This window comes from Burkholderia sp. Tr-20390 (assembly GCF_017104595.1).
In the GTDB taxonomy this organism is placed as follows: Bacteria; Pseudomonadota; Gammaproteobacteria; order Burkholderiales; family Burkholderiaceae; genus Burkholderia.
Window position 1 is genome coordinate 38493 of sequence record NZ_JAAGPC010000034.1, and the last position, 23480, is coordinate 61972.

Annotated in this window: 23 protein-coding genes; 7 read left to right on the top strand and 16 right to left on the bottom strand. The window is 67.4% G+C overall.

All coding sequences use genetic code 11. From position 1 onward, the window contains the following. Window positions 1-171: 171 nt before the first annotated feature. Together bla and G3N98_RS12500 are read left to right on the top strand one after the other, a co-directional pair. Entirely contained in the window at window positions 172-1071 is a 900-nt protein-coding gene (gene bla / locus G3N98_RS12495) for a class A beta-lactamase (RefSeq protein ID WP_206148349.1), read from the top strand. A gap of 106 nt (window positions 1072-1177) precedes the next feature. Further along, a complete protein-coding gene (locus G3N98_RS12500; RefSeq protein ID WP_089475680.1) occupies window positions 1178-2050 on the top strand; it encodes a LysR substrate-binding domain-containing protein in 873 nt (290 codons plus the stop codon). 67 nt (window positions 2051-2117) lie between these two features. On the opposite strand, the gene G3N98_RS12505 is transcribed toward G3N98_RS12500, so the two are convergent. The 9 genes from G3N98_RS12505 to G3N98_RS12545 all read right to left on the bottom strand — a co-directional run bounded on the left by G3N98_RS12505 (window position 2118) and on the right by G3N98_RS12545 (window position 10108). Then, window positions 2118-2453, bottom strand: coding sequence for a type 1 fimbrial protein (locus tag G3N98_RS12505; RefSeq protein WP_089475098.1), 336 nt, complete (start codon window positions 2451-2453; stop codon window positions 2118-2120). A 379-nt stretch (window positions 2454-2832) separates the two neighbouring features. Then, window positions 2833-3087, bottom strand: a complete 255-nt coding sequence (locus G3N98_RS12510; RefSeq protein ID WP_206148350.1) for a GlsB/YeaQ/YmgE family stress response membrane protein — start codon at window positions 3085-3087, stop codon at window positions 2833-2835. Between the two features lie 128 nt (window positions 3088-3215). Further along, window positions 3216-3992, bottom strand: coding sequence for an ABC transporter ATP-binding protein (locus tag G3N98_RS12515; protein WP_089475097.1), 777 nt, complete (start codon window positions 3990-3992; stop codon window positions 3216-3218). Further along, the gene (locus tag G3N98_RS12520) at window positions 3989-4903 is read right to left on the bottom strand and encodes an ABC transporter ATP-binding protein (RefSeq protein WP_206148351.1); all 915 of its coding nucleotides are present in this window, start codon (window positions 4901-4903) and stop codon (window positions 3989-3991) included. Before G3N98_RS12520 ends, G3N98_RS12515 begins: the two co-directional genes overlap by 4 nt. Window position 4904: 1 nt before the next feature. Then, window positions 4905-5819 carry a nickel transporter permease gene (gene nikC, locus G3N98_RS12525; RefSeq protein WP_069251831.1) on the bottom strand — a complete coding sequence of 305 codons (915 nt, stop codon included), beginning with the start codon at window positions 5817-5819 and terminating at the stop codon, window positions 4905-4907. Between the two features lie 66 nt (window positions 5820-5885). Further along, window positions 5886-6956, bottom strand: coding sequence for an ABC transporter permease (locus tag G3N98_RS12530; RefSeq protein ID WP_206148352.1), 1071 nt, complete (start codon window positions 6954-6956; stop codon window positions 5886-5888). 10 nt (window positions 6957-6966) lie between these two features. Continuing rightward, a complete protein-coding gene (locus tag G3N98_RS12535) occupies window positions 6967-8568 on the bottom strand; it encodes an ABC transporter substrate-binding protein (RefSeq protein ID WP_206148353.1) in 1602 nt (533 codons plus the stop codon). A gap of 70 nt (window positions 8569-8638) precedes the next feature. Next, window positions 8639-9202 carry a D-alanyl-D-alanine dipeptidase gene (gene ddpX, locus G3N98_RS12540; protein ID WP_206148354.1) on the bottom strand — a complete coding sequence of 188 codons (564 nt, stop codon included), beginning with the start codon at window positions 9200-9202 and terminating at the stop codon, window positions 8639-8641. Between the two features lie 24 nt (window positions 9203-9226). After that, complete coding sequence (locus G3N98_RS12545; RefSeq protein ID WP_206148355.1) at window positions 9227-10108, bottom strand: MurR/RpiR family transcriptional regulator; 882 nt, start codon at window positions 10106-10108, stop codon at window positions 9227-9229. 238 nt (window positions 10109-10346) lie between these two features. On the opposite strand from G3N98_RS12545, the gene G3N98_RS12550 reads away from it, so the two are divergent. The 4 genes from G3N98_RS12550 (at window position 10347) to G3N98_RS12565 (ending at window position 14996) form a co-directional block, all read left to right on the top strand. Next, complete coding sequence (locus G3N98_RS12550) at window positions 10347-10595, top strand: helix-turn-helix transcriptional regulator (RefSeq protein ID WP_089442206.1); 249 nt, start codon at window positions 10347-10349, stop codon at window positions 10593-10595. A gap of 3 nt (window positions 10596-10598) precedes the next feature. Beyond that, a complete protein-coding gene (locus G3N98_RS12555) occupies window positions 10599-11933 on the top strand; it encodes a type II toxin-antitoxin system HipA family toxin (RefSeq protein WP_206148356.1) in 1335 nt (444 codons plus the stop codon). Window positions 11934-12347: 414 nt separating this feature from the next. Then, a complete protein-coding gene (locus G3N98_RS12560; protein WP_206148357.1) occupies window positions 12348-13604 on the top strand; it encodes an oxalate decarboxylase family bicupin in 1257 nt (418 codons plus the stop codon). Window positions 13605-13688: 84 nt separating this feature from the next. Further along, window positions 13689-14996 carry an Nramp family divalent metal transporter gene (locus tag G3N98_RS12565; RefSeq protein WP_206148358.1) on the top strand — a complete coding sequence of 436 codons (1308 nt, stop codon included), beginning with the start codon at window positions 13689-13691 and terminating at the stop codon, window positions 14994-14996. A 19-nt stretch (window positions 14997-15015) separates the two neighbouring features. Here G3N98_RS12565 and G3N98_RS12570 read toward each other — a convergent pair whose 3' ends face one another. The 7 genes from G3N98_RS12570 to G3N98_RS12600 all read right to left on the bottom strand — a co-directional run bounded on the left by G3N98_RS12570 (window position 15016) and on the right by G3N98_RS12600 (window position 22717). Then, window positions 15016-16269 carry a hypothetical protein gene (locus G3N98_RS12570; RefSeq protein ID WP_206148359.1) on the bottom strand — a complete coding sequence of 418 codons (1254 nt, stop codon included), beginning with the start codon at window positions 16267-16269 and terminating at the stop codon, window positions 15016-15018. 27 nt (window positions 16270-16296) lie between these two features. Beyond that, on the bottom strand, window positions 16297-16839 hold the full coding sequence (locus tag G3N98_RS12575; protein ID WP_144030323.1) for a class I SAM-dependent methyltransferase: 543 nt from the start codon (window positions 16837-16839) through the stop codon (window positions 16297-16299). Window positions 16840-17009: 170 nt separating this feature from the next. Beyond that, a complete protein-coding gene (locus G3N98_RS12580; RefSeq protein WP_089447887.1) occupies window positions 17010-18599 on the bottom strand; it encodes an ABC transporter substrate-binding protein in 1590 nt (529 codons plus the stop codon). Window positions 18600-18735: 136 nt separating this feature from the next. Beyond that, window positions 18736-19071, bottom strand: a complete 336-nt coding sequence (locus tag G3N98_RS12585; RefSeq protein WP_089427240.1) for a sugar ABC transporter ATPase — start codon at window positions 19069-19071, stop codon at window positions 18736-18738. A 257-nt stretch (window positions 19072-19328) separates the two neighbouring features. Next, window positions 19329-19658 carry a hypothetical protein gene (locus G3N98_RS12590; protein WP_089427241.1) on the bottom strand — a complete coding sequence of 110 codons (330 nt, stop codon included), beginning with the start codon at window positions 19656-19658 and terminating at the stop codon, window positions 19329-19331. Between the two features lie 174 nt (window positions 19659-19832). Then, window positions 19833-21392 carry a DHA2 family efflux MFS transporter permease subunit gene (locus G3N98_RS12595; protein ID WP_089432861.1) on the bottom strand — a complete coding sequence of 520 codons (1560 nt, stop codon included), beginning with the start codon at window positions 21390-21392 and terminating at the stop codon, window positions 19833-19835. 422 nt (window positions 21393-21814) lie between these two features. Then, window positions 21815-22717 carry a LysR family transcriptional regulator gene (locus G3N98_RS12600; protein ID WP_206148360.1) on the bottom strand — a complete coding sequence of 301 codons (903 nt, stop codon included), beginning with the start codon at window positions 22715-22717 and terminating at the stop codon, window positions 21815-21817. A 145-nt stretch (window positions 22718-22862) separates the two neighbouring features. Between G3N98_RS12600 and G3N98_RS12605 the strand changes: the two genes are divergently transcribed. Further along, window positions 22863-23480: FUSC family protein (locus G3N98_RS12605; RefSeq protein WP_206148361.1), on the top strand; the 618-nt coding region annotated here is incomplete at its 3' end.

The window sequence follows — 23480 nt, forward strand, 5'->3', positions numbered from 1 at the left end:
TACGCTAGGGTCTGTTCATGCAAGTCCCGCGCTTCGCGGGGCCGGCGGTCGTCTTTCGGGGATGCGCGGCGCAGGCCGTCGCGGGCCGGCCGCCGGCGTGAACGGGCACGCTTCTTCAACGCGTGCCCGAGCTGCTTCGTGCCACCGATTCCGACAGAACCCACGACATTCATGGAACACTCTCCGACACGCCGCTCGCTGTTGCTTGCCGCCGTTGCCGCGCCGTTCGTCGCCGCGTGCACGTCCGCGCCGGTCGCCGACCAGGGGCGCGCCCACACCGCCCAGGCTGAATTGACCGCGCTCGAGAAGGCCTCGAATGGCCGGCTCGGCGTCGCCGCGCTCGATACGTCGAACGGCGTGCGCATCGCGCACCATGCACGCGAGCGCTTTCCGCTGTGCGGCACGTATGCGGTCGCCGCGGCGGCCGCGATGCTCGCGCGCGGCTCGCTCGACGCGTCGCTGCTGCCGCGCCGCATCCTGTACCGCCGCTATGAAATCGTTGCGGGCTCGCCGATCACGGAAAGCCACGTCGACACGGGCATGACGATCGAGCAGCTGTGCGCGGCGATGCTGCAGTCCGGCGACAAGGGCGCCGGCAACCTGCTGATGGGCGTGCTCGGCGGCCCGCAGGCCGTGACGGCGTTCGTGCGTGGGAGCGGCGACATGTCGTTCCGCCTCGATCACTGGGAGCCCGAACTGAACAACGCCGCGCCCGGCGACGAACGCGATACATCCACGCCGGTCGAGATGGTCGACACGCTGCAGCGGCTGCTGCTCGGCAACACGCTGCAGGAGCCGCAGCGCGCGCAACTGACGGAATGGATGGTCGGCGGCGCGCGCGGCGCGACCGGCATCGCGGCGGGTGTGCCGCCCGGCTGGCGCATCGCGGACAAGGCCGGCACGGGCGGTTACGGCACGACGACCGACGTCGCGGTGCTGTGGCCGCCGTCGCGTGCGCCGATCGTGATGGCCGTGTCGTTCACGCAGCCGCAGGCCGCTGCAGCGGCCCGCGCGGACGTCGTCGCGTCGGCGGCGCGCATCGTGGCGGGCGCGCTCACCGCGACGGCCTGAGCGTCCCGCGCCTCGCGCAAAGCCGGCGTTTGGCTTATCGTGTCGGACAGTGCGCGCCGGGGTCGGCGCGCGGTCCCTCCGCGCCGTTTTTCCGTTTGCCTTCTTCATGCGCCGACTTCCGCCCCTGCATGCGCTGCAGATCTTCTCGACGGTGGCCCGCCACCGCAGCTTCACGCGCGCGGCCGAGCAGCTGTGCATCACGCAGGGCGCGGTAAGCCGGCAGATCCAGACGCTCGAGGCGCATTACGGTTTCCCGTTGTTCAAGCGGCATGCGAAGGGCCTCACGCTGACGGCGGAGGGCGAGCAGTTGCTGCCGGTGGTCAACGAGAGCTTCGCGCGGATCGAGGACATTTCGATGCGGCTCACGCGGCAGCGCACCGATCTCGCGCTGAAGGTGCCGACCTGCGTGATGCGCTGGATGCTGCCGCGCATCATGCGCTTCCAGGGCGAGCATCCCGATCTCCATGTGCAGATCACCACCGCGTGGCAGCACGTCGTCGATTTCTCGACCGAGCCGTTCGATGCGGCGGTCGTCTACGGCACGTCGCCGGGCGCCGGCGTGTTCGCGCTGCCGCTGTTCGACGAACGGCTGACGCCCGTCTGCGCGCCCGAATTGCGGCAGACGTCGCCGCTCGACGCGGTCGGCGATCTCGCACGCCATACGTTGCTGCATCCGACGCGTGACCACCGCGACTGGCGCGCGTGGCTCGATCATGCCGGCGAGCGCGGCGTCGATCCCGCGCGCGGGCCGACGTTCGACACGCTCGATCTCGCGACGAACGCGGCGATGCAGGGCTTCGGCGTCGCGATCGGCGACGTGACGCTCGTCGACGACGACGTCAGCGCGCGCCGGCTGGAGCGCCCGTTCGATATCGTGCTCGAGACGGGCGCGCGCTACTTCTTCGTCTATCCCGAGAACATCGGCAACCAGCAGAAGATCCGCGCGTTCAGCGACTGGATCGCGCGCCATCGCGATTGACCGGCGACCACGCAGGTACGCCGAACCGGCGCGCGGAATGCGTTGGATCCCGCGCCGGCGGACGGCTTTACTGGTACGTCACGACGGCGATCATCGGCGCCTGGTTGTTGCCCGGACGGTTCGGTAAAACGATTGCGCGCGAGGCCTGAGTAAAGGTCGTGGTCTTGATGGCCTGCTGGCTCGCCGCGTCGACGAACGCGATCTGGCCGTAGGCCGGGCGCGGACAATCGGGGCGCACGTGCCCACGGGCGGGATCGGCCGTATCGACCGCGAACGAGCACGGCGGCTCGACGATCATGCCGGAGAAGGTGATGACGCCGGACGCGCCGGCGGCGAAGGACGAGGAAGTGGCCAGAAGCGAAGCAGCCAGGACGAACGAGGCGGCGATAGGGCGGTGCTTCATGACAGGCTCCAGAGAGGAAGCGCGTCGCAGCGGGGCCGCTCGGGTGGCAGTCCGTCTAACGCTGCGATGCTGTATGCGTAAACGGCAAAACCATCGAAACTCTTGAGTGGAAAATTACCAATTTGGGATAGGGGCAAACGATTTCGTATTGCTGAATTCAATCTATGCCTGATTTGCGAGATATCAAATCAGGGTAATGCCGGTGGTGTACGCTCGACCGGAAAGCGGACGTTCGATGCCGGTCGTCACGACAGGTCGTTGCGAAGTCAACGAGTTTGCGGATCGTGGAAGCGGTGCGCAGGTGAATATCGGCGATCCAAAAGAAAACGGCCGCTCGTTTCCGAGCGGCCATTTTGCGTTGAAGCGGAACGTGCGTCGTTCAGGCCGTGCGCTTGCGTACCGCGCCGACGACCACGAGCAGCACGATCGCGCCGATGATCGACGCGATCCAGCCTGCGCCCTGGCCCGGTGCGTACCAGCCGGCGGCGCGGCTGACGTAGCCGGCGACCAGCGAGCCGACGATGCCGAGCACGATGGTCATCAGGATGCCCATCTTGTCGTCGCCGGGCTTGAGCGCGCGGGCGAGGAGGCCGACGATGAGCCCGACGACCAGGGTTTCGATGAATTGCAGCATGAACGCCTCCCTATTGCGGTTGAGCTGTTGACGAAAGAAAGTTGACCCGTGCGGCGCACGAGGGTTCCATGCGCGGCAGGGCGGCGCGTGGCGTGCCGAGTATCGCACGCCGGCACGGCGCGCAGATGTCAGGCCGCCGGCGCGCCCGCCACCGGGTCGAGACGGCGGTAGCCTTCGGTCGCGTTCAGCAGCGTGCGCGTGTAGTCGCGCGCCACCTGCCCGGCGCGCACGTCCTCGATCCGGAGCTGCTCGACGATCTGGCCATGCTGCATCACCGCGACGCGCTGGCACAGGAAGCCGACCACCGCGAGGTTGTGACTGACGAGGATCATCGTCAGGTTGCGTTCGCGATGCAGGCGGCGCAACAGGTTCAGGATCTCCGCCTGCACCGATACGTCGAGCGCGGACGTCGGCTCGTCGAGCAGCAGCACGCGCGGCTCGACGATCAGCGCGCGCGCGATCGCGACGCGCTGCCGCTGGCCGCCCGACAGCTGGTGCGGATAGCGGAACCGGAACGCGGGGCCGAGGCCGACCTCGGACAGCGCGCGGGCGATGCGCGCATCGGTGTCGCCGATGCCATGGATCGACAGCGGCTCGCGCAGCGTCTGGTCCACCGTGAAGCGCGGATGCAGCGATGCGTACGGATCCTGGAACACCATCTGCACGTGACGGCGAAAGGCGCGATCGGGCGTGCCGCCCACCGGCCGGCCGTCGATCGACAGGCTGCCGGACGCGAGCGGCACGAGGCCCGTCAGCGCGCGCAGCAGCGTCGACTTGCCGGAACCCGATTCGCCGACGAGCCCGAACACCTCGCCGTCGCGCACCGCGAAGCTCGCGTCGCGCACGGCGTCGACGTGACCCGTCCGGGTCGGGAAACGGATCGATGCGTGATCGACGTCGATCATCGTGCGGCCTCCTGTCGATCGGCGGGCGCGCCGGCAGGCGGCGCGGGTTCGAGCCACGCCGGATCACGCCGCAGCACGGGCAGTTCGTCCGGCGGGTTCGCGAGCGGCGGGTTCGCCGCGAGCAGCCCGCGCGTATAGGGATGGGATGCGTCGCGCAGGTCGCGCGCGGCGCAGGTTTCGACCACGCGGCCCGCGTACATCACCGCGACGCGATCGCAGAACGACATCACGAGCGGCAGGTCGTGGCTGATGAACATCAGGCCCGTGTCGTGTCGCGCGATCATCGCGTCGAGCACGGCGAGCACCTGCATCGACACGGCGACGTCGAGCGCGGACGTCGGCTCGTCGGCGATCAGCAGGCGCGGGCCGGTCGACACCATCATCGCGATCATCACGCGCTGGCCCATGCCGCCCGACAACTCGTGCGGATACGCATCGGCGACGCGCGCCGGGTCGCGGATCTGCACGGCCGCGAGCGCGTCGACGATCCGTTCGCGCAGCGCGCGGCCGCGCAGGCCCGGCTCGTGCAGCCGGAACGCCTCGCCCATCTGCTTCGCGACCGTCATCACCGGGTTCAGCGAATATTTCGGGTCCTGCAGGATCATGCCCATCTGGCTGCCGCATAGCCGCCGGCGTTCGCCCGGCGGCATCGCGAGCAGGTCGTGGCCCGCGAAGCGCATCGTGCGTGCCGACCAGCGCGCGGCATCGGGCAGCAGGCCGAGCAGCGCGCGGCCCGTCAGCGACTTGCCGGAGCCCGATTCACCGACGATGCCGAGCCGTTCGCCGGGCGCGAGCGTCAGCGACAGGTCGCGCACGGCGTCGGTGACGGTGCCGTCGTGGCCGCGAAAGCCGATCTTCAGGCCGTCGATCTCGCAGAGCGGTGCGGGCGAGGGGGCGGGATTCATCGGCATGTCACGCTCCATGGCGGGGATCGAAGACGTCGCGCAGCCCGTCGCCGAGCAGGTTGAACGCGAGGCTCACGAGCAGGATCGCGCAGCCGGGCAGCGTCGCGACCCACCACGCGTCGAGCAGCACGTTGCGCCCCGACGCGACCATGAAGCCCCACTCGGGGCTCGGCGGCTGCGCGCCGAGGCCGAGGAAGCCGAGGCCCGCGACGGTCAGGATGATGCCGGCCATGTCGAGCGTCGCGCGCACGATCACCGACGACATGCACAGCGGCATGATGTAGCGCAGCAGGATGCGCGGGCCCGACGCGCCCTGCAGGCGCGCGGCGTGGATGAAGTCGGCCTGCGCGATGCGGATCGTCTCGGCGCGCGCGAGCCGCGCATACGCGGGCCACGCGGTGATCGAGATCGCGACGACCGCGTTGATCACGCCCGGCCCGAGCGCGGCGGCGAACGCGAGCGCGAGCACGATCTTCGGGAACGCGAGCGCGATGTCGGTGATGCGCATCAGCACGCTGTCGACGAAGCCGCCGCAGTAGCCGGCCGTCGTGCCGATCAGGAGGCCGATCGGCACGACGATCACGACGACGAGGATGGCGATGCCGAGCGTGAGGCGCGAACCGGCGATCAGCCGCGAAAGGATGTCGCGGCCGAGCTGGTCGGTGCCGAGCCAGTGCGACGGCGAGCCGGGCGGCAGCAGCCGGTCGGACAGCACCTGGCGCAGCGGGTCGTGCGGCATGATCAGCGGGCCGACGATCGCGACGACGATCAGCGCGACGAGAATCGCGAGCCCGAACAGGTTGAGCGGATTCGCGGCGAAACGACGCCAGCGCCGGTACGCGAGGCCGAGTGCGGCCTGCGAGCGCGATGCGGGCGCGTCGGAGAGAAGCCACGCACGCAGGGTGAGACGCTCGGCATTCATGACTGGACGACCTTCGGCATGGGCGATGAAAGAAGCGGAGTGGAAGCGGTCATGTCGTGGCGGCCCTCAGCGCGCACGCGGATCGAACACGCGGTACAGCGCGTCGGTCAGCAGGTTGACGGTGATGAACATCGCGCCGATCACGAGCGTCGCGCCGAGCACCGCGTTCATGTCGGCGTTCAGCAGCGCGCCGGTCAGGTACGAGCCGAGCCCGGGCCACGCGAACACGATCTCGGTCAGCACCGAGCCTTCGAGCAGGTTGCTGTACGTGAGCGCGATCACGGTGAGCAGCGGCACCATGATGTTGCCGAACGCATGCCGCCAGATCACGCGCCGTTCCGACAAGCCCTTCGCGCGCGCGGTGACGATGTATTCCTGGCTCAGCTGGTCGAGCATGAACGAGCGCGTCATCCGGCTCAGGTACGCGACCGAGTAGTAGCCGAGGATCGCGGCCGGCAGCGCGATGTGCGACACCGCGTTGCGGAACACGTCCCACTCGCCCGCGAGCGCCGCGTCGATCAGCAGGCTGCCGGTGCGCGTGTCGACCATCCCGTCGTACACGGGATCGAGCCGGCCGGGCCCGCCGACCCAGTGCAGCCGCGCGTAGAACAGCAGCAGCCCCATCAGCCCGAGCCAGAACACCGGCACCGAATTGCCGATCAGCCCGACGAAGCGCGCGACGTGGTCGATCGGCCGGTTGTGCTTCACGGCGGCCGCGACGCCGAGCGGCACGCCGATCGCGATGCCGATCAGCGTCGCGATCGTCGCCAGTTCGAGCGTGGCCGGGAACACGCGCTTGATGTCGTCGAGCACGGGGTTCGCGGTCAGCAGCGACATGCCGAGATTGCCGTGCAGCACGTCGCGCGCATAGATCAGGAATTGCGTGGCGAGCGGCTTGTCGAGGCCGAGCGCGATGCGCTCGGCCGCGTACGCGTCGGCTGACGCGCGATCGCCGAGGATCGCGAGCACGGGGTCGATCGGCACCTTGCGGCCGATCACGAACGTCAGCGCGAGCAGCCCCGCGAACGTGACGGCGAGCGTGAGTGCCCAGCGCAGCACGCGCAGGGCCCAGCGCACGGCCGGGCGCCGCGCGGGCAGCGTGCGCAGTGCTTCGAGGGAGGAGGCGGGTGTCGACATGCGGCGAATCTTATTGCTTCTTCAGGTTGCGGTACGACACGAGATCGTTGATCGGCCCGACTTCGAGCCCGCTCACGCCGGGCCGCGTCGCGACCTGCGCGACTTTCTCGAACATGATCACGAACGGCGAGCGCGCGAGCATCTCCTTCTGCATCGCCTGGTACCGTTGCGCGCGTTTCGCGGTGGTCGGTTCGGAGAGCGCGGCGTCGGTTTCCTTCGTCAGTTGCGGGATGTCCCAGCTGTTGCGCCAGGCCAGCATTTTATAGCTCGACTTGTCGGAATTGTCCGGGTTCCATGCAAAACCCTGCGCGTTGCTGTGCGGATCGATGTAGTCGGCCGACCATTCGCCGATGTAGATGTCGTGCTGGCGCGCGCGGTATTTCGCGAGCGTCTGCTTGTTGTCGCCGGGGATCAGCTGCACCTTGATGCCGGCCTGCGCGAAGTTCGCCTGCACGGCCTGCGCGATTTCGGTGTACGGATAGTCGTTGCGCACGTCCATCGTCACCGAAAAACCGTTCGGCACGCCGGCCTTCGCGAGCAGCGCCTTCGCCTTCGCGACGTCGAGCTTGTACGGGTTCGCGTTCAGCGTGCCGAGGAAGCCTTCGGGCAGGAAGGTCTGGTGCACCTTGTAGGTCGTCTTCACCACGTTGCCCTGGATGCCCGCATAGTCGACCAGCCATTTCAGTGCTTCCTGTACCTCCGGTTTCGCGAGCGTCGGGTTCTTCGTGTTCAGGCCGAGATACAGCAGCGTCGCCTGCGGCGAGGCCGACACCTTCGCCTTGCCGGATTTCACGACCGACGCCAGATCGTCGGGGCTCAGGTCGCGCGCCGCGTCGACGTCGCCGTTTTCCAGCAGCAGGCGCTGGCTTGCCGCTTCGGGTACATGGCGCAGCACGATGCGCTTCATCGCGAGCGGCAGACGGTAGCCATCGAAGCGTTGCAGCACGACGCTGTCGCCGGCCGTCCATTTCACGAGCTTGTAGCCGCCGGAGCCGGCTTCGTTGGTCTTCAGCCAGGCGTTGCCGAAATCATTGCCCTGCTGGTGCGACAGCAGCAGCTTCTTGTCGACCACCGATGCGGGCCACGAGCCGAGCACGTTCAGCACGAAGGTCGGTGCGTACTTCTGGTCGGTCGTGACCGATACCGTCAGGTCGTCGAGCTTCTTCACGTTGGCGACGACGTTCGCCTTCGTGAGCCCGATGCCGGTCAGCACGGCGGCCGGGCCCTTGTCGAGCAGCACCGCGCGCTGGATCGACCAGGCGACGTCGTCGGCCGTCAGCGGGTTGCCCGAGTGGAACTTGAGGCCGGGGCGCAGCTTGAACGTGTAGGTCAGCCCGTCGGTGCTCACCGTCCACGACTGGGCGACGTCGCCGTTGAATTTCGACGGATCGCGCAGATCGACGCGCACGAGCCGGTCGTACGTGTTCGCGACGTATTCCTCCGGCACCAGCTCGTAGATCTCGCCCGGGTCCAGCGTCGTGAATTCGTCGAGCAGCGTGGCCATCACGAACATGTCCTTCGGCGTTTCCGCGCGCGCGGCGGAAAGCGGAACGGCGGCGAGAACGGACGCGGCGGCCAGCGCCGCGACGAGCCGGGATGTCAGCAATTTCATGTGCGCTCCATCTGTCGTTGAGATCGTTGAAGTCGTCGAACGTGAACGGTGAGGGAAATACGTCGGGCCATCACATCAGGTGCCACGGGCCGCTGTCGGCGTTGTCGATCTGCGGCAGCGCGCGCGAGCCCGGCAATTCGTAGTGCCACCACTCGCTGTCGATATGCGCGAAGCCGGCCGCGTGCATCACGCCGAGCAGCAGCAGGCGGTTGCGCTGCACCGCTTCGGGCAGCCCCGCGTGGAAGTGGCCGGAGGCGGCGACCATCTCGTCGAAGCCGGTGCCCATGTCGAGCGGCGCGCCGTCCGCGCCGACGAGCGTCAGGTCGAGCGCGGTGCCGCGGCTGTGATTCGAGCCGCGACCGAGATCGGCGATGAAGTTCGGATCGGGCAGGAAATCCCACAGCACCTGCTGCGCCTGCGGCGGCCGGTACGCGTCGTAGATGCGCAGCGTGAAGCCGGCTTGCGCCGCGATGTTCACCGCGCGGCGCAGCGCGGCTTCGGCCGGCGCCAGCAGCAGGCAGTGCGCGCGGCGGTAGATCGGCTTGCCCGTCAGGTTGCGGTCGGTCGCGTAGACGAGATCGATGTCGACGCGATGCGTGGCGGGCGTGATTTCAACGAGACGGTGAGCGTTCATCGGCGGTTCGGAAGGCACTCGCATTCAGGATTCGAATTGATCGAACGTGCGCTGCAGTTCGCGGTTGCGCGCGACGCGCCGGTCGATTGCCGGGCCGAGGCGGTCGACCACGGCCGTGATCAGCAGGTTGAACAGGCAGGTGAGCGGCGCGAGCGAATCCCAGAACTGGCCGACGTCGGTCTTCACCTGCAGCAGGTCGGCCGGCCAGTCGCGCGCCCACGGGCACGAGAGATCGGTGACCAGCGCGAACGGCTGCCCGCGCTCGGCGGCCGCCTGGCAATAGCGGCGCGCGCTGCGCGAATACGCGCGTGTATCGGTGACGATGCAGTACGGCCGCTCGAATTCGGAGTTCAGCGAATCGACGTACGAGCCCGACTGGCCGTCCGAATAGAACACGCGCGGGCGCAGGTATTCGAGGTAGCTGCTGAATGCGTTGCTGATCCCGCGCGTCGACTGGATGCCGAGGATGAACACGGCGTCCGCCTGCGCGATCCGGTCGGCCACCTGCGCGAACACCGGGCCTTCGGCGAGCCGGTACACGTGGCGGATCGCATCGAGCTCGCGCTCGAGCGACGACGCGAGCGGCCGCTCGCGGCCGTTGCCGTCGGGTTCGGCCGGATGCGTGCCGGCGACGCGGCGGTATTCGTCGAGCCGGTCGGTGATCATCCACGGGCGGTCGCCGCCGCCGCGCAGTTCGCGCTTCAGGTCGTCGAGGTTGCGGTAGCCGACGCTGCGCAGGAAGCGCCCGACCGAGATGCCGCTGGTGCCGGCCTGCTGCGCGATCTGGTCGGCCGTCTCGAGCCCGAGCCGGTCGAGGTTCGCGAGCATGTAGCTCGCGATGCGCTTGGCGGTCGGCGTCAGCTCGGCATAGCGGGATTCGACGGTACGGGCAAACGCGCAGGTCATCGGCTGTTAGATCGTTGTCGTCTGATGATCGAATGTCATCCATCTAACAAAGCCAAAATCATCTGCGCCAGCGGATAAAAACTATGGTGTGAGGATAGGCGATAGGGGCGAGCGCGGGCATGAGCAGGGCGGCGGATTATTCCTGACAGGCATATTTTGCGTTTATGTCTGACAGGAATAATTTGCGTTTATGCCTGTCAGGAATATACTGCGTTTATTGTCTCCAGGAATCCACACCGTGAATTTCATCGTCAACACGCCCGCGCAACTGGGCGAGATTCTGTCGTCCGCGCGTCAGGCCAAGGGCCTGACGCAGGCCGAAGCAGCGATGCGGATCGGCGTGGGCCAGTCGCGCCTGTCGTTGCTCGAATCCACGCGTACCGAAAGCCTGTCGCTTAGCCAATTGCTCGAACTGACCGCGTTGTACGGTCTCGAGCTCAGCATCCGCACGAAGGACGGGCGCGGCTCCGCCGACGTCGAGTGGTAAGCGATGGGACGCAAATCGCATACTCGCGCATTGTCGATCTGGGCAAATGGCCAGAGGGTCGGCACCTGGCGGATCCCCGCGCGCGGCGACATGGAACTGCTGTACGACGCAGGCTGGAAGCAGTCGAGCGTCGGCCGCCCGTTGTCGCTGTCGTTGCCGTTTGGTGTCGGCGACGCGCCGCTGCGCGGTGAACGCATCAATCACTACTTCGACAACCTGCTTCCGGACAGCGACGTCATTCGGCGCCGCTTGGCCGCAAGGTTCGGCATAGCGACGACCGAGCCGTTCGATCTTCTCGCCGCGCTCGGCCGTGACTGCGCCGGGGCGGTGCAATTGCTCGGCGAAGACGACGTGCCGACCGGCCTGGATCGTATCGACGGCACGCCGTTGTCGGACGACGACGTTGCACGTGTGCTCGACCAGGCCAGCGGCGTGGTGGTCGCGGCCGGCGACGACGACGATTTCCGGCTGTCGCTGGCCGGTGCACAGGAAAAGACCGCGCTGCTGTTTCACGACGGGCGATGGATGCGCCCGCATGGCGCGACACCGACGACGCACATTCTCAAGTTGCCGCTCGGCCTGGTTGGCAACGAGCGGGCCGACCTCACGGCTTCAGTCGAGAACGAGTGGCTGTGTCTTGCGATCCTGCGCGCCTTCGGCCTGCCGGCCGCCAATGCGGAAATCGTGCAATTCGGCGCGTACAAGGTGCTGTCGGTCGAGCGTTTCGATCGCGTGTTGCATCGCGACGGCGGGTGGCTGTTACGGTTGCCGCAGGAGGATTTCTGCCAGGCGCTCGGCGTGCCGCCTCACCTCAAGTACGAGTCGCACGGCGGCCCCGGCGTGCCCGACCTGGCAAGTCTCCTGCGCCGTTCGGAAACGGCGCGGGAAGACCTCGACACACTGTTCGCGGCGCTGATCGTTTTCTGGATGCTCGCGGCGCCGGACGGGCATGCGAAGAATTTCAGTCTGCGCCTGCTGCCGGGCGGCCGCTTTCGCCTTACGCCCCTCTACGATGTGATGTCGATCTGGCCGGTCGAAGGCGACGGCGCGAACCAGTGGTCATGGCACAAGGCGAAGCTGGCGATGGCCGTGCACGGCAAACGCAAGCACTACGCGATGCGCGACATTACGCGGCGGCACTTCAGCGCGATGGCCGAACACTGCCTGCTCGGTGATATCGCGACGCCGATCGTCGAGCGGCTCATCGCCATGACGCCGCAGGTGATCGAATCTGTCGGTGCGGCGCTGCCTGCCGGTTTTCAGACGCGGGTCGCGGAACGCATTCTGGGCGGACTGCAGTTCGCCGCGCAACGGCTCGACGAAATGCCGCGGGAATGAAACGCATCCCGGACGGGTTACCCGGCGTTCGTTGTATTCGGATTCGCACGCTTTCGTTCAGATGATCAGTGATCCATGGCGATTGCGCGGCATTGCGATCATGCGTGACACTTTTCATCCTCTTCCTGTCGCCATTCCGGGCGTCGCCGCCGCGCCCGGTCGCATTTCCACCTCCACCTGACACGACCGATTCATCGGCATCGGCCGCCTGCACCCCGCATCTCATCACGCCTCAATCATTACAAAATTAAAGCGAATCAGATTAACTCATCAATTCAGGTTAATAATTCATTTAATTTTTAGATGAATATGGATTTAACTTGCGTCACGGGATGTTCGATTTTCGATAATCCGAAAAACGGCATGTGTTCCGTAAATGGAAATTCGCTCAATCGCAGGCATGAAGAGGAAATCATGACGAATCTTTCTCGACGCAAGATGCTGGCTGGAACGGCCGGCGCCATTGCCGCGGCGGGTATCGCCGTATCGGCCAAGGCTGCTTCGTTCGGTAATCCGGACCGCCCGCCGGAAGGCGCGGTGAATGCGCGCAACCGCCAGAGCCTGACCGACCCGGGGCCCCAAAACCCGGCAATCGTCAATCAATTCCCGTCCTTTCAGGATCCGCCGGCTACCGATATCAATGGGATGCCATTATTCTGGGCGTCATTCAATAACGCCCATAAACGCATTCAAAATGGCGGATGGGCACGTGAAGTCACGCAGGACGATTTTGCGATTTCCGAAACCATTTCCGGCGTCAACATGCGCCTCACACGCGGCGGCATTCGCGAGATGCACTGGCACCAGCAGGCCGAGTGGGCCATCATGCTCGACGGCCGCTGCCGGATCACGGTACTCGACGAACTCGGCAGGCCATCGGTGCAGGACGTGAAAACCGGCGATCTCTGGTATTTCCCGCCCGGTCTGCCGCATTCGCTGCAGGGCCTCGGTACCGACGGCGCCGAATTCCTGCTCGCGTTCGATAACGGCCGCGCGTCCGAATTCAACACGCTACTGCTGACCGACTGGATCGCGCACACGCCGCCCGACGTGCTTGCGCTCAACTTCGGCGTGCCGGCCGACGCGTTCAAGAACATTCCGCTCGACAACCTGTGGATCTTCCAGGGCGACGAACCGGGCCCGCTCGCGGAAGCCCAGCGCGCGTCGGCGTCGTCGGCCGGGGCGCCGCCGCATCCGTTCATCTTCTCGCTCGGCGACATGAAGCCGGTCAGGAAGACCCGCGGCGGCGAAGTGAGGATCGCGGACAGCACGAACTTCAACGTGTCGACCACGGTCGCGGCGGCGCTCGTCACCGTGCATCCGGGCGGCATGCGCGAGCTGCACTGGCACCCGAACGCGGACGAATGGCAGTACTACCTGCAGGGCGACGCACGGATGACCGTGTTCGACACGGGGCCGAAGGCGCAGACGGCCGACTTCCGCGCGGGCGACGTCGGCTACGTGAAGAAGAGCCTCGGGCACTACGTGCAGAACACCGGCAGCACCGATCTTGTGTTCCTCGAGATCTTCAAGACCGACCGCTATGCGGAAGTGTCGCTGTCCGACTGGCTCGCGCATACGCCGCCGCAGCTCGTCGAAGCGCACCTGAACGTCGCACCGGACGTGATCGCGCAGTTTCCGCGCAACCGTCCCGGCGTCGTGCCGCTGTAACGCCGCCGCCGTGGCCGGCAGGCGGCATGCCGGCCGTGGCGCCCGAACTTCAGGAAGCCTTCCTCATTCGAACGGAACCTCACCATGATTCCCGTCACGAGCAAACCTGCCGGCGGCTTCGCGCTGCCGGACCTGTCCACCGGGCACCCCGACGGCGCGGCGCGCGCCGCGCTGGAAGGGCGCCGCACCGGCGTCGCCGCGCTGCTGCCGTTCGTCGGCCCGGCCGTGATCGCGTCGATCGGCTATATGGACCCGGGCAACTTCGCGACCAACATCCAGGCCGGCGCCGCGTACGGCTACCGGCTGCTGTGGGTCGTGCTGGCCGCGAACGCGATCGCGATGCTGTTCCAGGCGATGTCCGCGAAGCTCGGCATCGTGACCGGCCGCAATCTCGCGGAGCTGTGCCGCGACTGCTTTCCCGCGCCGGTCGTGTGGGGCATGTGGGTCGCGTCCGAGATTGCCGCGATGGCGACCGACCTCGCCGAATTCCTCGGCGGCGCGCTCGCATTCGGGCTGCTGTGCCACCTGTCGCTGTTCGCGGGGATGATCGCGACGGCGCTCGCGACCGGCGCGATCCTCGCGCTCGAAAAGCGCGGCTTCCGGCCGCTGGAAGCCGCGATCGCGGCGCTGGTCGGCGTGATCGGCGCGTGCTATCTCGGCGAGCTGCTGATCGCGCCGCAGGACTGGCATGCGGCCGCGTTCCACCTGGTCGTCCCGCAGATTCCGGATCACGCCGCGCTGACGATCGCGGTGGGGATCATCGGCGCGACGATCATGCCGCACACGCTGTATCTGCATTCGGGTCTCACGCAGGATCGCACCGCGCCGCGCGACGACGCGGAGCGGCGGCGGCTCGTGCGCTTCTCGAACCGCGAGGTCGTCGTCGCGCTCGGGCTGGCCGGGTTCGTGAATCTCGCGATGGTGATGATGGCGTCGTCGGCGTTTCACGCGAGCGCGCCGGGCATGACCGACATCGGCGACGCGTATCACACGCTGATCCCGGTGCTCGGGCCGGCGGCCGGCGCGCTGTTTCTCGTCGCGCTGCTGACGTCGGGCGTGTCGAGTTCGGTGGTCGGCACGATGGCCGGGCAGGTCGTGATGCAGGGTTTCATCCACCGCCGCATGCCGGTCTGGGTGCGGCGCGCGGTGACGGTCGTGCCCGCGTTCGCGGTGGTCGCGGCCGGCTGCGATGTCACGCGCGCGATGGTCGCGAGCCAGGTCGTGCTGAGTTTCGTGCTGCCGCTGCCGATGATCGCGCTGCTGTTGCTGTCGGCGCGCACGGACGTGATGGGCGCCTACGCGATGCGGCCGCCGCTGCGGATCGTCGCCGGCGCGGCGACGGTCGTGATCGTCGGGTTGAATGCGTACCTGGTGTGGGCGGCCTTCAATTGAACGGCCGCGGGCCGGCCGCCTACTGCTGCATGTCCGGCGCCTCGCGAAGCCGCCAGATCACGTTGCATTGCTGGCCGCCGAGGCTCGTCGAGCGCAGCGTGATGACGGTGCCGGCCACGACCTGATACCAGAAGTGCGCCATCAGCTCGGTGCCCTTGCGTTGCGCCTGCCCGTCGACCAGCACCTCGCACAGCAGCGGCGACGGCGAGCCGGACGGATGCGTGACGTAGACGTTCAACCGCGCGATGTCGCGGGTCGCGGTGAGCACGATTTCGTGGTTTCCGCTGCCGACCAGCATCGTGCCGCCGGGTTCGTCGATCGCCTGCAGATAGGCGCCGGTGCTTTCCTCGATCGCCGCGGCCGCGACGGTCAGCCCGGCCGAGCGGACGTAGCCGGTCGCCGCGATGCGCGCGGCAACCGTGTCGGATTGCGCCGGTGTGCCGTCCGACAGCGCGAACGGCACGCCGTCGCGCAGCGCGGCGTCGGTGTGGTTCGGGTAGTAGCGCCACCGGTCGAGGAAGCGGATGTCGCCGGTCATGTGCAGCGCGCGGATCGGCTCGCCGTGATACCGGAGCGTCGTCGTGCCGGTGCTCGCATCGAACGCTTCGTGAATGCCGTACTTGCTGACGAAATTCTGGACCGGATCGAGCAGCGCCGTCTCACCCTGTGCGCTCCACAGGTGCAGGAAGGTCGTATCGATTCCGAAGCATTCCTGGAAATCGGTGCCGATTCGGGCGATGCAGTCGCGCAGGTGGCTGGCGTAGCGTGTCCAGGCATCGGCGGTCCCGGCCACGAGCCCGGCCTGCAAGGCGCCGCCGTGGCGCGCGGAGACTTCGTCGACGACGAGACGCCAGTGATGGTCGCGCCGCTCGCCGATCAGCGGCGTGACGACGAACGTGCAGAACAGCGGGTCGGGGCACGCGTGGATCCGGTCGTCGCCGATCTGCGAGAACAGGTCGAACCCCGGCGCGCAGAACCAGATGTCGGCGTCGTACAGCGCGAGCTTGCGAATCTGCGGGTGGCGAGCGCAATACTCGGCCGCCTCGATGAAGCGGCCGACCGGCAGCGCATACGCGCCCGACGCTTCGATCACGTCGACCGACTGGCTCGCCAGGATCTGCCGCTTGCGTTCGGAGAGGCCGTAGCCGATCACCGCGATCCGGCCGTCGTAGCCGGTGTGCCGCAGCGACAGCAGGAACGGCACGAGCATTTCGTACCACGCGCGGTTGTTGTCGTTGATCGCCACGCAGACCGCGTGCTCGCTCGAATGCATGTTCTTTCCCCGGTGGGCGTGCCCGACTCAGTAGCCGACGTGGCGCTCGCAGACGACCGCGCCGCAGCCGCGGCTGTCGTGATACGTAATATGAAACTGCTTGTTGTCCCACAGCCACTGGAACACGGCTTGATATACGCCGGCCGTGGTCATGTCGTGCAGCACGATCTTCTTGCGCGCCAGCGGGCCGAAGCGGTTCAGTTCGGCGAGCGTCTGCTCGTACGTGTGCGTGGTGTCGATGAACAGCAGGTCGGATGCCAGCGGCTCCATCGCCAGATCGTCGGCGATCCTGAATTCGAAGTCGACCGACAGGTCTTTCGCGGCCTGCTCCAGTTCGTGCCGGATCCGGAAGTGCTCGTCGGAGATGTCGACCGACACGAGGCGCTTGGGTTGCGCGAGCATGAAGGCCGTCGTGGTCAGCCCGGTGAACACGCCGAGCTCGAGGATGGTGTCGCACCCGATCGCCGTTTCCGTATAGAAGTCGAAGCGGGAAGGGCTGTCGCCGAGCCAGCCGATCGGTTCGATCTGGTACTGCAGAAACGCCATTCTCAGTTGTTGTAGCGTGCGCATCCTGTTTTCCTTCGCGAACCGGATTCGGTGGTGGGTGCCATCGCCGGGATCGGCTGGCCCCCGCGGTGCCGGCCATTGTAGATCGCCGGCCGCCCCACGCCCTAGCGCCGGTGCGGCGGTGGCGGCGATTACCCGCGCGCCGGCAGGGCCGGCCGCGCGGGCAGCCCCGATTACTTCGCGAGCGTGCGGTATGACACGAGGTCGTTGATCGGCCCGATTTCCGGCCCGGTCACGCCGGGGCGCGTCGCGACCTGCACGACCTTCTCGAACATGATGATGAACGGCGAGTTCGCGAGTACGGCCTTCTGCAGCGCTTCGTAACGCTGCGCGCGCTTCGCGGGCGACGGCTCGACGAGCGCGGCCTCGGTGTCCTTCGTCAGTTGCGGAATGTCCCAGCTGTTGCGCCACGCGAGCATCTTGGTCGGCGACTGGTCGGAGTTGTCCGGATTCCACGCGAAGCCGCGCGCATTGCTGTTCGGGTCCATGTAGTCGGGCGACCACTCGCCGACGAAGATGTCGTGCTGGCGCGCGCGATACTTGCCGATCGCCTGCTTCGCATCGCCCGGAATCAGCTTCACGCGGATGCCGCCCTGCGCGAAGTTCGCCTGCAGCGCCTGCGCGATCTCGAGGTACGGATAGTCGTTCGGCATGTCCATCGTCACGTCGAAGCCGTTCGGCAAGCCGGCCTTGGCGAGCAGCGCCTTCGCCTTCGCGACGTCCTGCTTGTACGGCCGCGCGTTCGACGCACCGAGGAAGCCTTCGGGCAGGAAGGTTTCATGCACCTTGTAGGTCGTGCTGACGATGTTGCGCTGGATGCCGTCGTAGTCGACGAGCCATTTCATCGCCTGCTGCACCTCGGGTTTCGCGAGGTTCGGGTTCTTCGTGTTCAGGCTCAGGTACAGCAGCGCGGACACCGGCCACGACGTGACCTTGATCTTGCCGGCCTTCGTCAGCGCGGCGAGGCTGTCGGGGCTCAGGTTGCGGGCGGCGTCGGCGTCGCCGTTCTCCAGCAGCAGGCGTTGCGCGGATGCTTCGGGCACGTGACGCAGCACGACGCGCTTCATCGGGTACGGCGTGCGGTACTTCTCGAAACGCTGCAGCACGATGGTCTCGTTGGGCGTCCACTTGACGAGCTGGTACGGGCCCGAGCCCGCGTCGTTGGTCCGCAGCCAGGCGCTGCCGAAATCGTTGCCTTGCTGATGCGACAGCAGCAGCTTCTTGTCGAAGACCGATGCCGGGCACGCGCTCAGCACGTTGAGCACGAAGCTCGGCGCGTACTTGCGGTCGGTTTCGAGCACGACGGTCTGCGGATCGACCACGCGCACCTTCTGCATCACGTTCGCCTTCGTGAGGCCGAGATCGGCGAGCACGCCGGCCGGTCCCTTGTCGAGCAGGATGGTGCGCTGCAGCGACCACGCGACGTCGTCGGCGGTCACCGGGTTGCCGGAGTGGAACGTGAGGCCGGGGCGCAGCTTGAACGTGTAGGTCACGCCGTCGGCGCCGACCGTCCACGATTGCGCGATCTGCCCGTCGAAGCGCGTCGGGTCCTTCAGGTCGACGCGCACCAGGCGTTCGTAGGTGTTCGCGACGTATTCGGACGGCACCAGCTCGTAGATCCCGCTCGGGTCGAGGGTCGTGAATTCGCCGAGCTGCGTGGCGACGACGAAGATGCCGGGCGGCGTGGCCGCCTGCGCCGGCAATGCCGGAACAAGCGCGACGAGCGCGGCGCTGACGAACAGGCGGGACAGCAGGTGCTTCATGCGGGCTCCGTTGAAAGGGAATCGTGGGTGCGATTCTCTCATCGACGGCTGCCCGGATGAAAATATTCGGCGTGCGCGCCGGCGGGGTGGCGCGCAGCCGCGAGCCGGGCGGGCGCCCGGCGTCCGCGGGTTCGAATCAGATCGCGCAGCGCGCGATCGCGAAGCGCATCGCTTCCTCGGCCGGCTCGTTGCCCGAGCCGCGCACGACCTTGATGACCGAACCGTTGCCCGACGGCGTCAACGTGACGAAGTACGAGTTCGACCCGACCGCGATGTCGGTTACGCCGTTGTGCTGCGATTGCTCGGTGCCCGACAGGCGGCTGTCGAGGCAGTTGGCGACCGCGTAGGCCGGACGTTGCGACGACACGTAGATCATCGGCGCTGCACCGGAGGCGGAGCCCGGGTCGGACGAGGGCGCGGAACCGCAGGCGGCGAGCAGGGCGGCGGGAAGGAGCAGCAGGAATCGTTTCATGATGGGTCGTCGTGTGTCTCGTATCGAGGCTGGGGCGCGGGGGCGGCGAAACGCGAAGCTTCGCGACGAAACCGCCCGGAATCGGGCCGTTTTTGACGGATGACGATGCGACAGGCGGCTGACGACGGAGTATACCCGCAGCGTTTGAAGCCGTTGGCGCGTTGAAACGATTCGATACACAACAAGCACCCGCTACCGCATCGCGGCAGCGGGCGTTTCAGGTGATGGCGAATGGGCACTTGCCGGGGTTGTCGATCTTATTGGCCGATCTGGTGGCTGACCGCATTTTCCTGCTGGTTCAGCACGTGCTTTTCGCTCTTCGTGATGTGGCTGTGATCCTGCGCAGCCATGTCCCGCTCTTCCCGGCGGATCTTGCGGTCGTCACGGTGCAGGCGCGCGGCCTCGGCGTGCGACATCTCGCCTTCCTTCACTTCGTGATGGATCCGGCGATTCTGGTTGGCGAGGCGCTGGTTGACCGCTTCGCGGCGCGGATGCGCCTGTTGCCACGGCGTATCGGCGAACGCGGTACCGGTCAGCACCGACATCAGGGTCGCGGCAATCGCGAGATGGCGGGTCAGGGCTCGCATGGTGTGTTCTCCTGTCGTTGCGCTCCGGATCGTGGGCGCTTGTCCAAAAAACGCGGAGCGGGCACCGGCTGTTGACGTTTCCTCGTGTATCGATTGCAAGTCTTTATTACGTCGGCGTGTGACGGCGCGAGCCCCGGCGCGTGCAGGACGGGGCCCGACCGTCGCGCACTCGGGTCAATGCGCGCCGGCCGCCGCCGCATCGGCATCGCCGCCGCCGGAGCGCTTCGGCTTCGTGATCCAGATGAGCGGAATGATCGCGATGAAGATGATCGCCGACACGTAGAAGATGTCGTTCAGCCCCATCACGGCCGCCTGCGAATCGACCGACGCGTTGAAGAACGCGAGTGCCGAATCGGGGCCGAGATGCAGCAGCGAGCGCGTCGTGTCGACCTGCTGCGTGAAGACCGGATTGGTGACGCTCGCCTGTTCGGTGAGCCGCACGTGATGCAGGATCGTGCGGTCGTTCCATGCGTTGCTGATCAGCGACGTGCCCACCGCGCCGCAGAACGTGCGGCCGAAATTCGACAGGCCGGCGGCGGCCGGGATCTTCTCCGGCGGCAGCCCGGACAGGATGATCGACGTCAGCGGCACGAAGAACATCGCCATCGGGATGCCCTGCAGCAGCGTCGGCAGCACGAGATCCCAGCGCGACACGTCGGTGTAGAAGGTCGTGCGCATCATGAACACGACCGCGAAGCCGACGAACGCGAGCGTCGCGATGTAGCGCGGATCGGTGCGCGGCAGCAGGCGCCCCATGACCGGCGTGAGCAGGATCGCGAACACGCCGAGCGGCGCGGTGGCGAGCCCGGAATCGACCGCGCGGTAGCCGAGATAGCCCTGCATCCACTGCGGCAGCAGCACCAGCGTGCCGAAGAACATCCCGTACGCGACCGAGATCGCGATCGTGCCGCCCGCGAAATTGCGCTGCGTGAACAGCCGCAGGTCGACGATCGGGTTCGCCTCGTGAAGCTCCCACACGAGGAAGAACGCGAAGCCGATCAGCGCGACGATGCCGAGCGCGACCACGACGGGCGAGTTGAACCAGTCGAGATCCTTGCCCTTGTCGAGCATGATCTGCAGCGAGGCGACCCACAGCACGAGCAGCAACAGGCCGATCGTATCGATCGGCATGCGTTTCGTGGCCGATTCGCGGTCGCGGAACACGATCCACGTGACGGCGGCCGCGAAGAAGCCGACCGGGATGTTGATGTAGAAGATCCACGACCAGTTGTAGTCGTACGTGATCCAGCCGCCGAGCGACGGCCCCGCGATCGGGCCGACGAGCGCCGTCATCGACCACAGCGCCAGTGCGCTCGACGATTTCTGCCGCGGCCACGCGCCGAGCAGCAGCGCCTGCGACAGCGGCGCGAGCGGCCCGGCGACCGCGCCCTGCAGGATCCGTGCGGCGAGCAGCGTGGGCAGGTTCGGCGCGATCCCGCACAACCACGACGCGAACACGAACAGCAGGATCGACGTGACGAACAGGCGCACCTGGCCGAAGCGCTGCGTGAGCCAGCCGGTCAACGGAATCGACACCGCGTTCGCGGCCGCGAAGATCGTGATCACCCACGTGCCTTCGTCGACCGACACGCCGAGGTCGCCCGAGATCGTCGGAATGGCGACGTTCGCGATCGACGAGTCGAGCACGTTCATGAACATCGCGAGCGATACCGCGATCGTGCCGATCGCGAGGCGGCCACCCGATAGCGGGGCTGTAGTGGACGGAGAGGACATGGGTTTCCTGCGTAAGGGACGTAAGGGGCGTCAGGTGCGGAACGGATGCGACCCGTTGCGGCGGGCACGCGCGACCGCACGCGGCCACGCACGCGCGCGCGAATGCGACGCACGGACGGCGCGGCTGCTGAACGGAAGGAAGCACGGCGCGCGCGACGCGGCCCGGTAGAGGGGGCCGACGCGTGCGACGTGCTGCTCGATCGAATGCACGAAGCCGTGGCGGGCTTCGGGAGGCGGAATGCTGCCGGTCAGGAAGGCGGGACGCGCGTGACGCGCCTGCGGGCAGTGGTCAGGCGGCTGCCGTCGCGTATGGATTGGTTTTGCATCGCGACAGGCTAACGATGTGGCGAGCCGCCATCAACACGTGCCGGCTCATTAATCGATTTCGCTTGCTGCAATAATCGCTGGGCGAACCGTGCCGCTTACGGGGCGGTGCGCCAATCGTCGAACACTTCCGCGAGGAATTCGACGAACGCGCGCACCTTGCTGTCGAGCGTCGCGCGCCGCGGATACAGCACGTGCAGCTCGACGTCGTCGGTCCGGTGCCAGTCGGGCAGCACGATTTCGAGCTCGTTCCGCTCGAGCCGGCGCGCCGTGTAGTGCGTCGAGACCAGCGCGATGCCGCCGCCGCTCGCGGCCTGGCGCAGCACCGTCACCGATTCGTTGGTGATCAGCACCGGCCGCACCGGCACGTCGGCCACGTCGCCGGCCGCATTGGTGAGTCGCAGCGTCAGGCCGGGCGCGTCGCGGCCGACGAGCAGCAGGTCGTGCTGCGCGAGATCCTGCGGCGTGGCGGGCCGGCCGACGCGGTCGAGATACGCGGGGTTCGCGGCGAGCTTCGCCTGCGACCAGCCGAGCGAGCGCGCGATGTAGCTGGAGTCGGTCAGCACGCCCGCGCGCAGCGCCACGTCGAAGCCGTGCTCGACGAGATCGAGCGGGTTGTTGTCGTAGATCAGCACGAGCTGGACCAGCGGGTAGCGCCGGCGAAACTCGGCCAGCGCCGGCTCCAGTTCGAACAGCCCGATCGAGTAGGGCACCAGCACGCGCAGCATGCCTTCCGGCGCCGTGCGCAGCGCGCGGGCCTGGCGGTCCGCGTCGAGCAGGATGTCCTCGGCGCGCAGGCAGCGCTCGTAGTAGTCGCGCCCGGCCTCGGTGACGGAGACGCGGCGCGTGGTGCGATACAGCAGCTGGACGCCGAGATCGTCCTCGAGCTGCTTGACCTTGCGGCTCACGCGGCTGAGCGGCATGTCGAGGTGCGTGGCGGCGGCGGTGAAGTTGCCGCGCTCGACCACGCGCAGGAATATCCGGATGCTTTCGAAGTCCATACGGGGTGCTTCAGTGTTCGACCTGCGCGCATCTTACCTGCGCCGGCCGAATCGCTTCGTGCGGCGGCGATTATCCTGCCCGGTGCAATAACGCATCCTGTCCGCGCCTCTTAGTGGCGGCGGCGCGCCCCCGTATGCTCGCCGCATGAAATTCGCTTTCCCCAGCCTGCCGCCGCTCGCGGCCGTGCGCACCGCGCTGCGCGACGCCCGGCCCACGCTGCCGCCCGGCGCCCTCGGCTTCGCATTGCGCAACACGGCTGCATCGCTCCTCGCGCTCTACATTGCGTTCCGGATGAATCTCGACGACCCGAAATGGGCCGCGTCGACGGTGTGGATCGTCGCGCAGGGCAGCCGCGGGATGGGCTTGTCGAAGAGCCAGTACCGGATTCTCGGCACCGCGATCGGCGCGGCTGTCGCGCTCGTGTTGACCGGGGCTTTCGCGCAGACGCCCGAGTTGTTCCTGCCGGCGCTCGCCGCGTGGATCGGCCTGTGCGCGGGCGTCGCGACCTTCCTGCGCAATTTCCGCGCGTATGCGGCGGTGCTCGCGGGCTATACGGCGGCGATCATCGCGATGGACGCCGTGTCCGCGCCGCTGCACGCATTCGACATCGCGACCGCGCGCTTCCTGTACGTGGTGGTCGGCATCCTGTGCGGCGCGGCGTTCGAGACGGTGTTCGCGCCCGGTTCGCCGCTGGCCGACGTCCGCACGCGGCTCGCGCGCTATCTCGACCGCGCGGTGGCCGTCGGGGCGGGCGCGCTGCCC

Excerpts from the sequence above, each read along its gene's own strand:
- G3N98_RS12575 (WP_144030323.1), bottom strand. The coding sequence starts at position 16,839 with ATGCGCACGCTACAACAACTGAGAATGGCGTTTCTGCAGTACCAGATC.
- G3N98_RS12600 (WP_206148360.1), bottom strand. The coding sequence starts at position 22,717 with ATGGACTTCGAAAGCATCCGGATATTCCTGCGCGTGGTCGAGCGCGGC.
- G3N98_RS12545 (WP_206148355.1), bottom strand. The coding sequence starts at position 10,108 with ATGACCTGCGCGTTTGCCCGTACCGTCGAATCCCGCTATGCCGAGCTG.
- bla (WP_206148349.1), top strand. The coding sequence starts at position 172 with ATGGAACACTCTCCGACACGCCGCTCGCTGTTGCTTGCCGCCGTTGCC.
- G3N98_RS12570 (WP_206148359.1), bottom strand. The coding sequence starts at position 16,269 with ATGCATTCGAGCGAGCACGCGGTCTGCGTGGCGATCAACGACAACAAC.
- G3N98_RS12520 (WP_206148351.1), bottom strand. The coding sequence starts at position 4,903 with ATGCCGATGAATCCCGCCCCCTCGCCCGCACCGCTCTGCGAGATCGAC.
- G3N98_RS12510 (WP_206148350.1), bottom strand. The coding sequence starts at position 3,087 with ATGCTGCAATTCATCGAAACCCTGGTCGTCGGGCTCATCGTCGGCCTC.
- G3N98_RS12505 (WP_089475098.1), bottom strand. The coding sequence starts at position 2,453 with ATGAAGCACCGCCCTATCGCCGCCTCGTTCGTCCTGGCTGCTTCGCTT.
- G3N98_RS12500 (WP_089475680.1), top strand. The coding sequence starts at position 1,178 with ATGCGCCGACTTCCGCCCCTGCATGCGCTGCAGATCTTCTCGACGGTG.
- G3N98_RS12530 (WP_206148352.1), bottom strand. The coding sequence starts at position 6,956 with ATGTCGACACCCGCCTCCTCCCTCGAAGCACTGCGCACGCTGCCCGCG.
- G3N98_RS12565 (WP_206148358.1), top strand. The coding sequence starts at position 13,689 with ATGATTCCCGTCACGAGCAAACCTGCCGGCGGCTTCGCGCTGCCGGAC.
- G3N98_RS12580 (WP_089447887.1), bottom strand. The coding sequence starts at position 18,599 with ATGAAGCACCTGCTGTCCCGCCTGTTCGTCAGCGCCGCGCTCGTCGCG.
- G3N98_RS12555 (WP_206148356.1), top strand. The coding sequence starts at position 10,599 with ATGGGACGCAAATCGCATACTCGCGCATTGTCGATCTGGGCAAATGGC.
- G3N98_RS12515 (WP_089475097.1), bottom strand. The coding sequence starts at position 3,992 with ATGATCGACGTCGATCACGCATCGATCCGTTTCCCGACCCGGACGGGT.
- G3N98_RS12585 (WP_089427240.1), bottom strand. The coding sequence starts at position 19,071 with ATGAAACGATTCCTGCTGCTCCTTCCCGCCGCCCTGCTCGCCGCCTGC.
- nikC (WP_069251831.1), bottom strand. The coding sequence starts at position 5,819 with ATGAATGCCGAGCGTCTCACCCTGCGTGCGTGGCTTCTCTCCGACGCG.
- G3N98_RS12595 (WP_089432861.1), bottom strand. The coding sequence starts at position 21,392 with ATGTCCTCTCCGTCCACTACAGCCCCGCTATCGGGTGGCCGCCTCGCG.
- G3N98_RS12590 (WP_089427241.1), bottom strand. The coding sequence starts at position 19,658 with ATGCGAGCCCTGACCCGCCATCTCGCGATTGCCGCGACCCTGATGTCG.
- G3N98_RS12535 (WP_206148353.1), bottom strand. The coding sequence starts at position 8,568 with ATGAAATTGCTGACATCCCGGCTCGTCGCGGCGCTGGCCGCCGCGTCC.
- G3N98_RS12560 (WP_206148357.1), top strand. The coding sequence starts at position 12,348 with ATGACGAATCTTTCTCGACGCAAGATGCTGGCTGGAACGGCCGGCGCC.
- ddpX (WP_206148354.1), bottom strand. The coding sequence starts at position 9,202 with ATGAACGCTCACCGTCTCGTTGAAATCACGCCCGCCACGCATCGCGTC.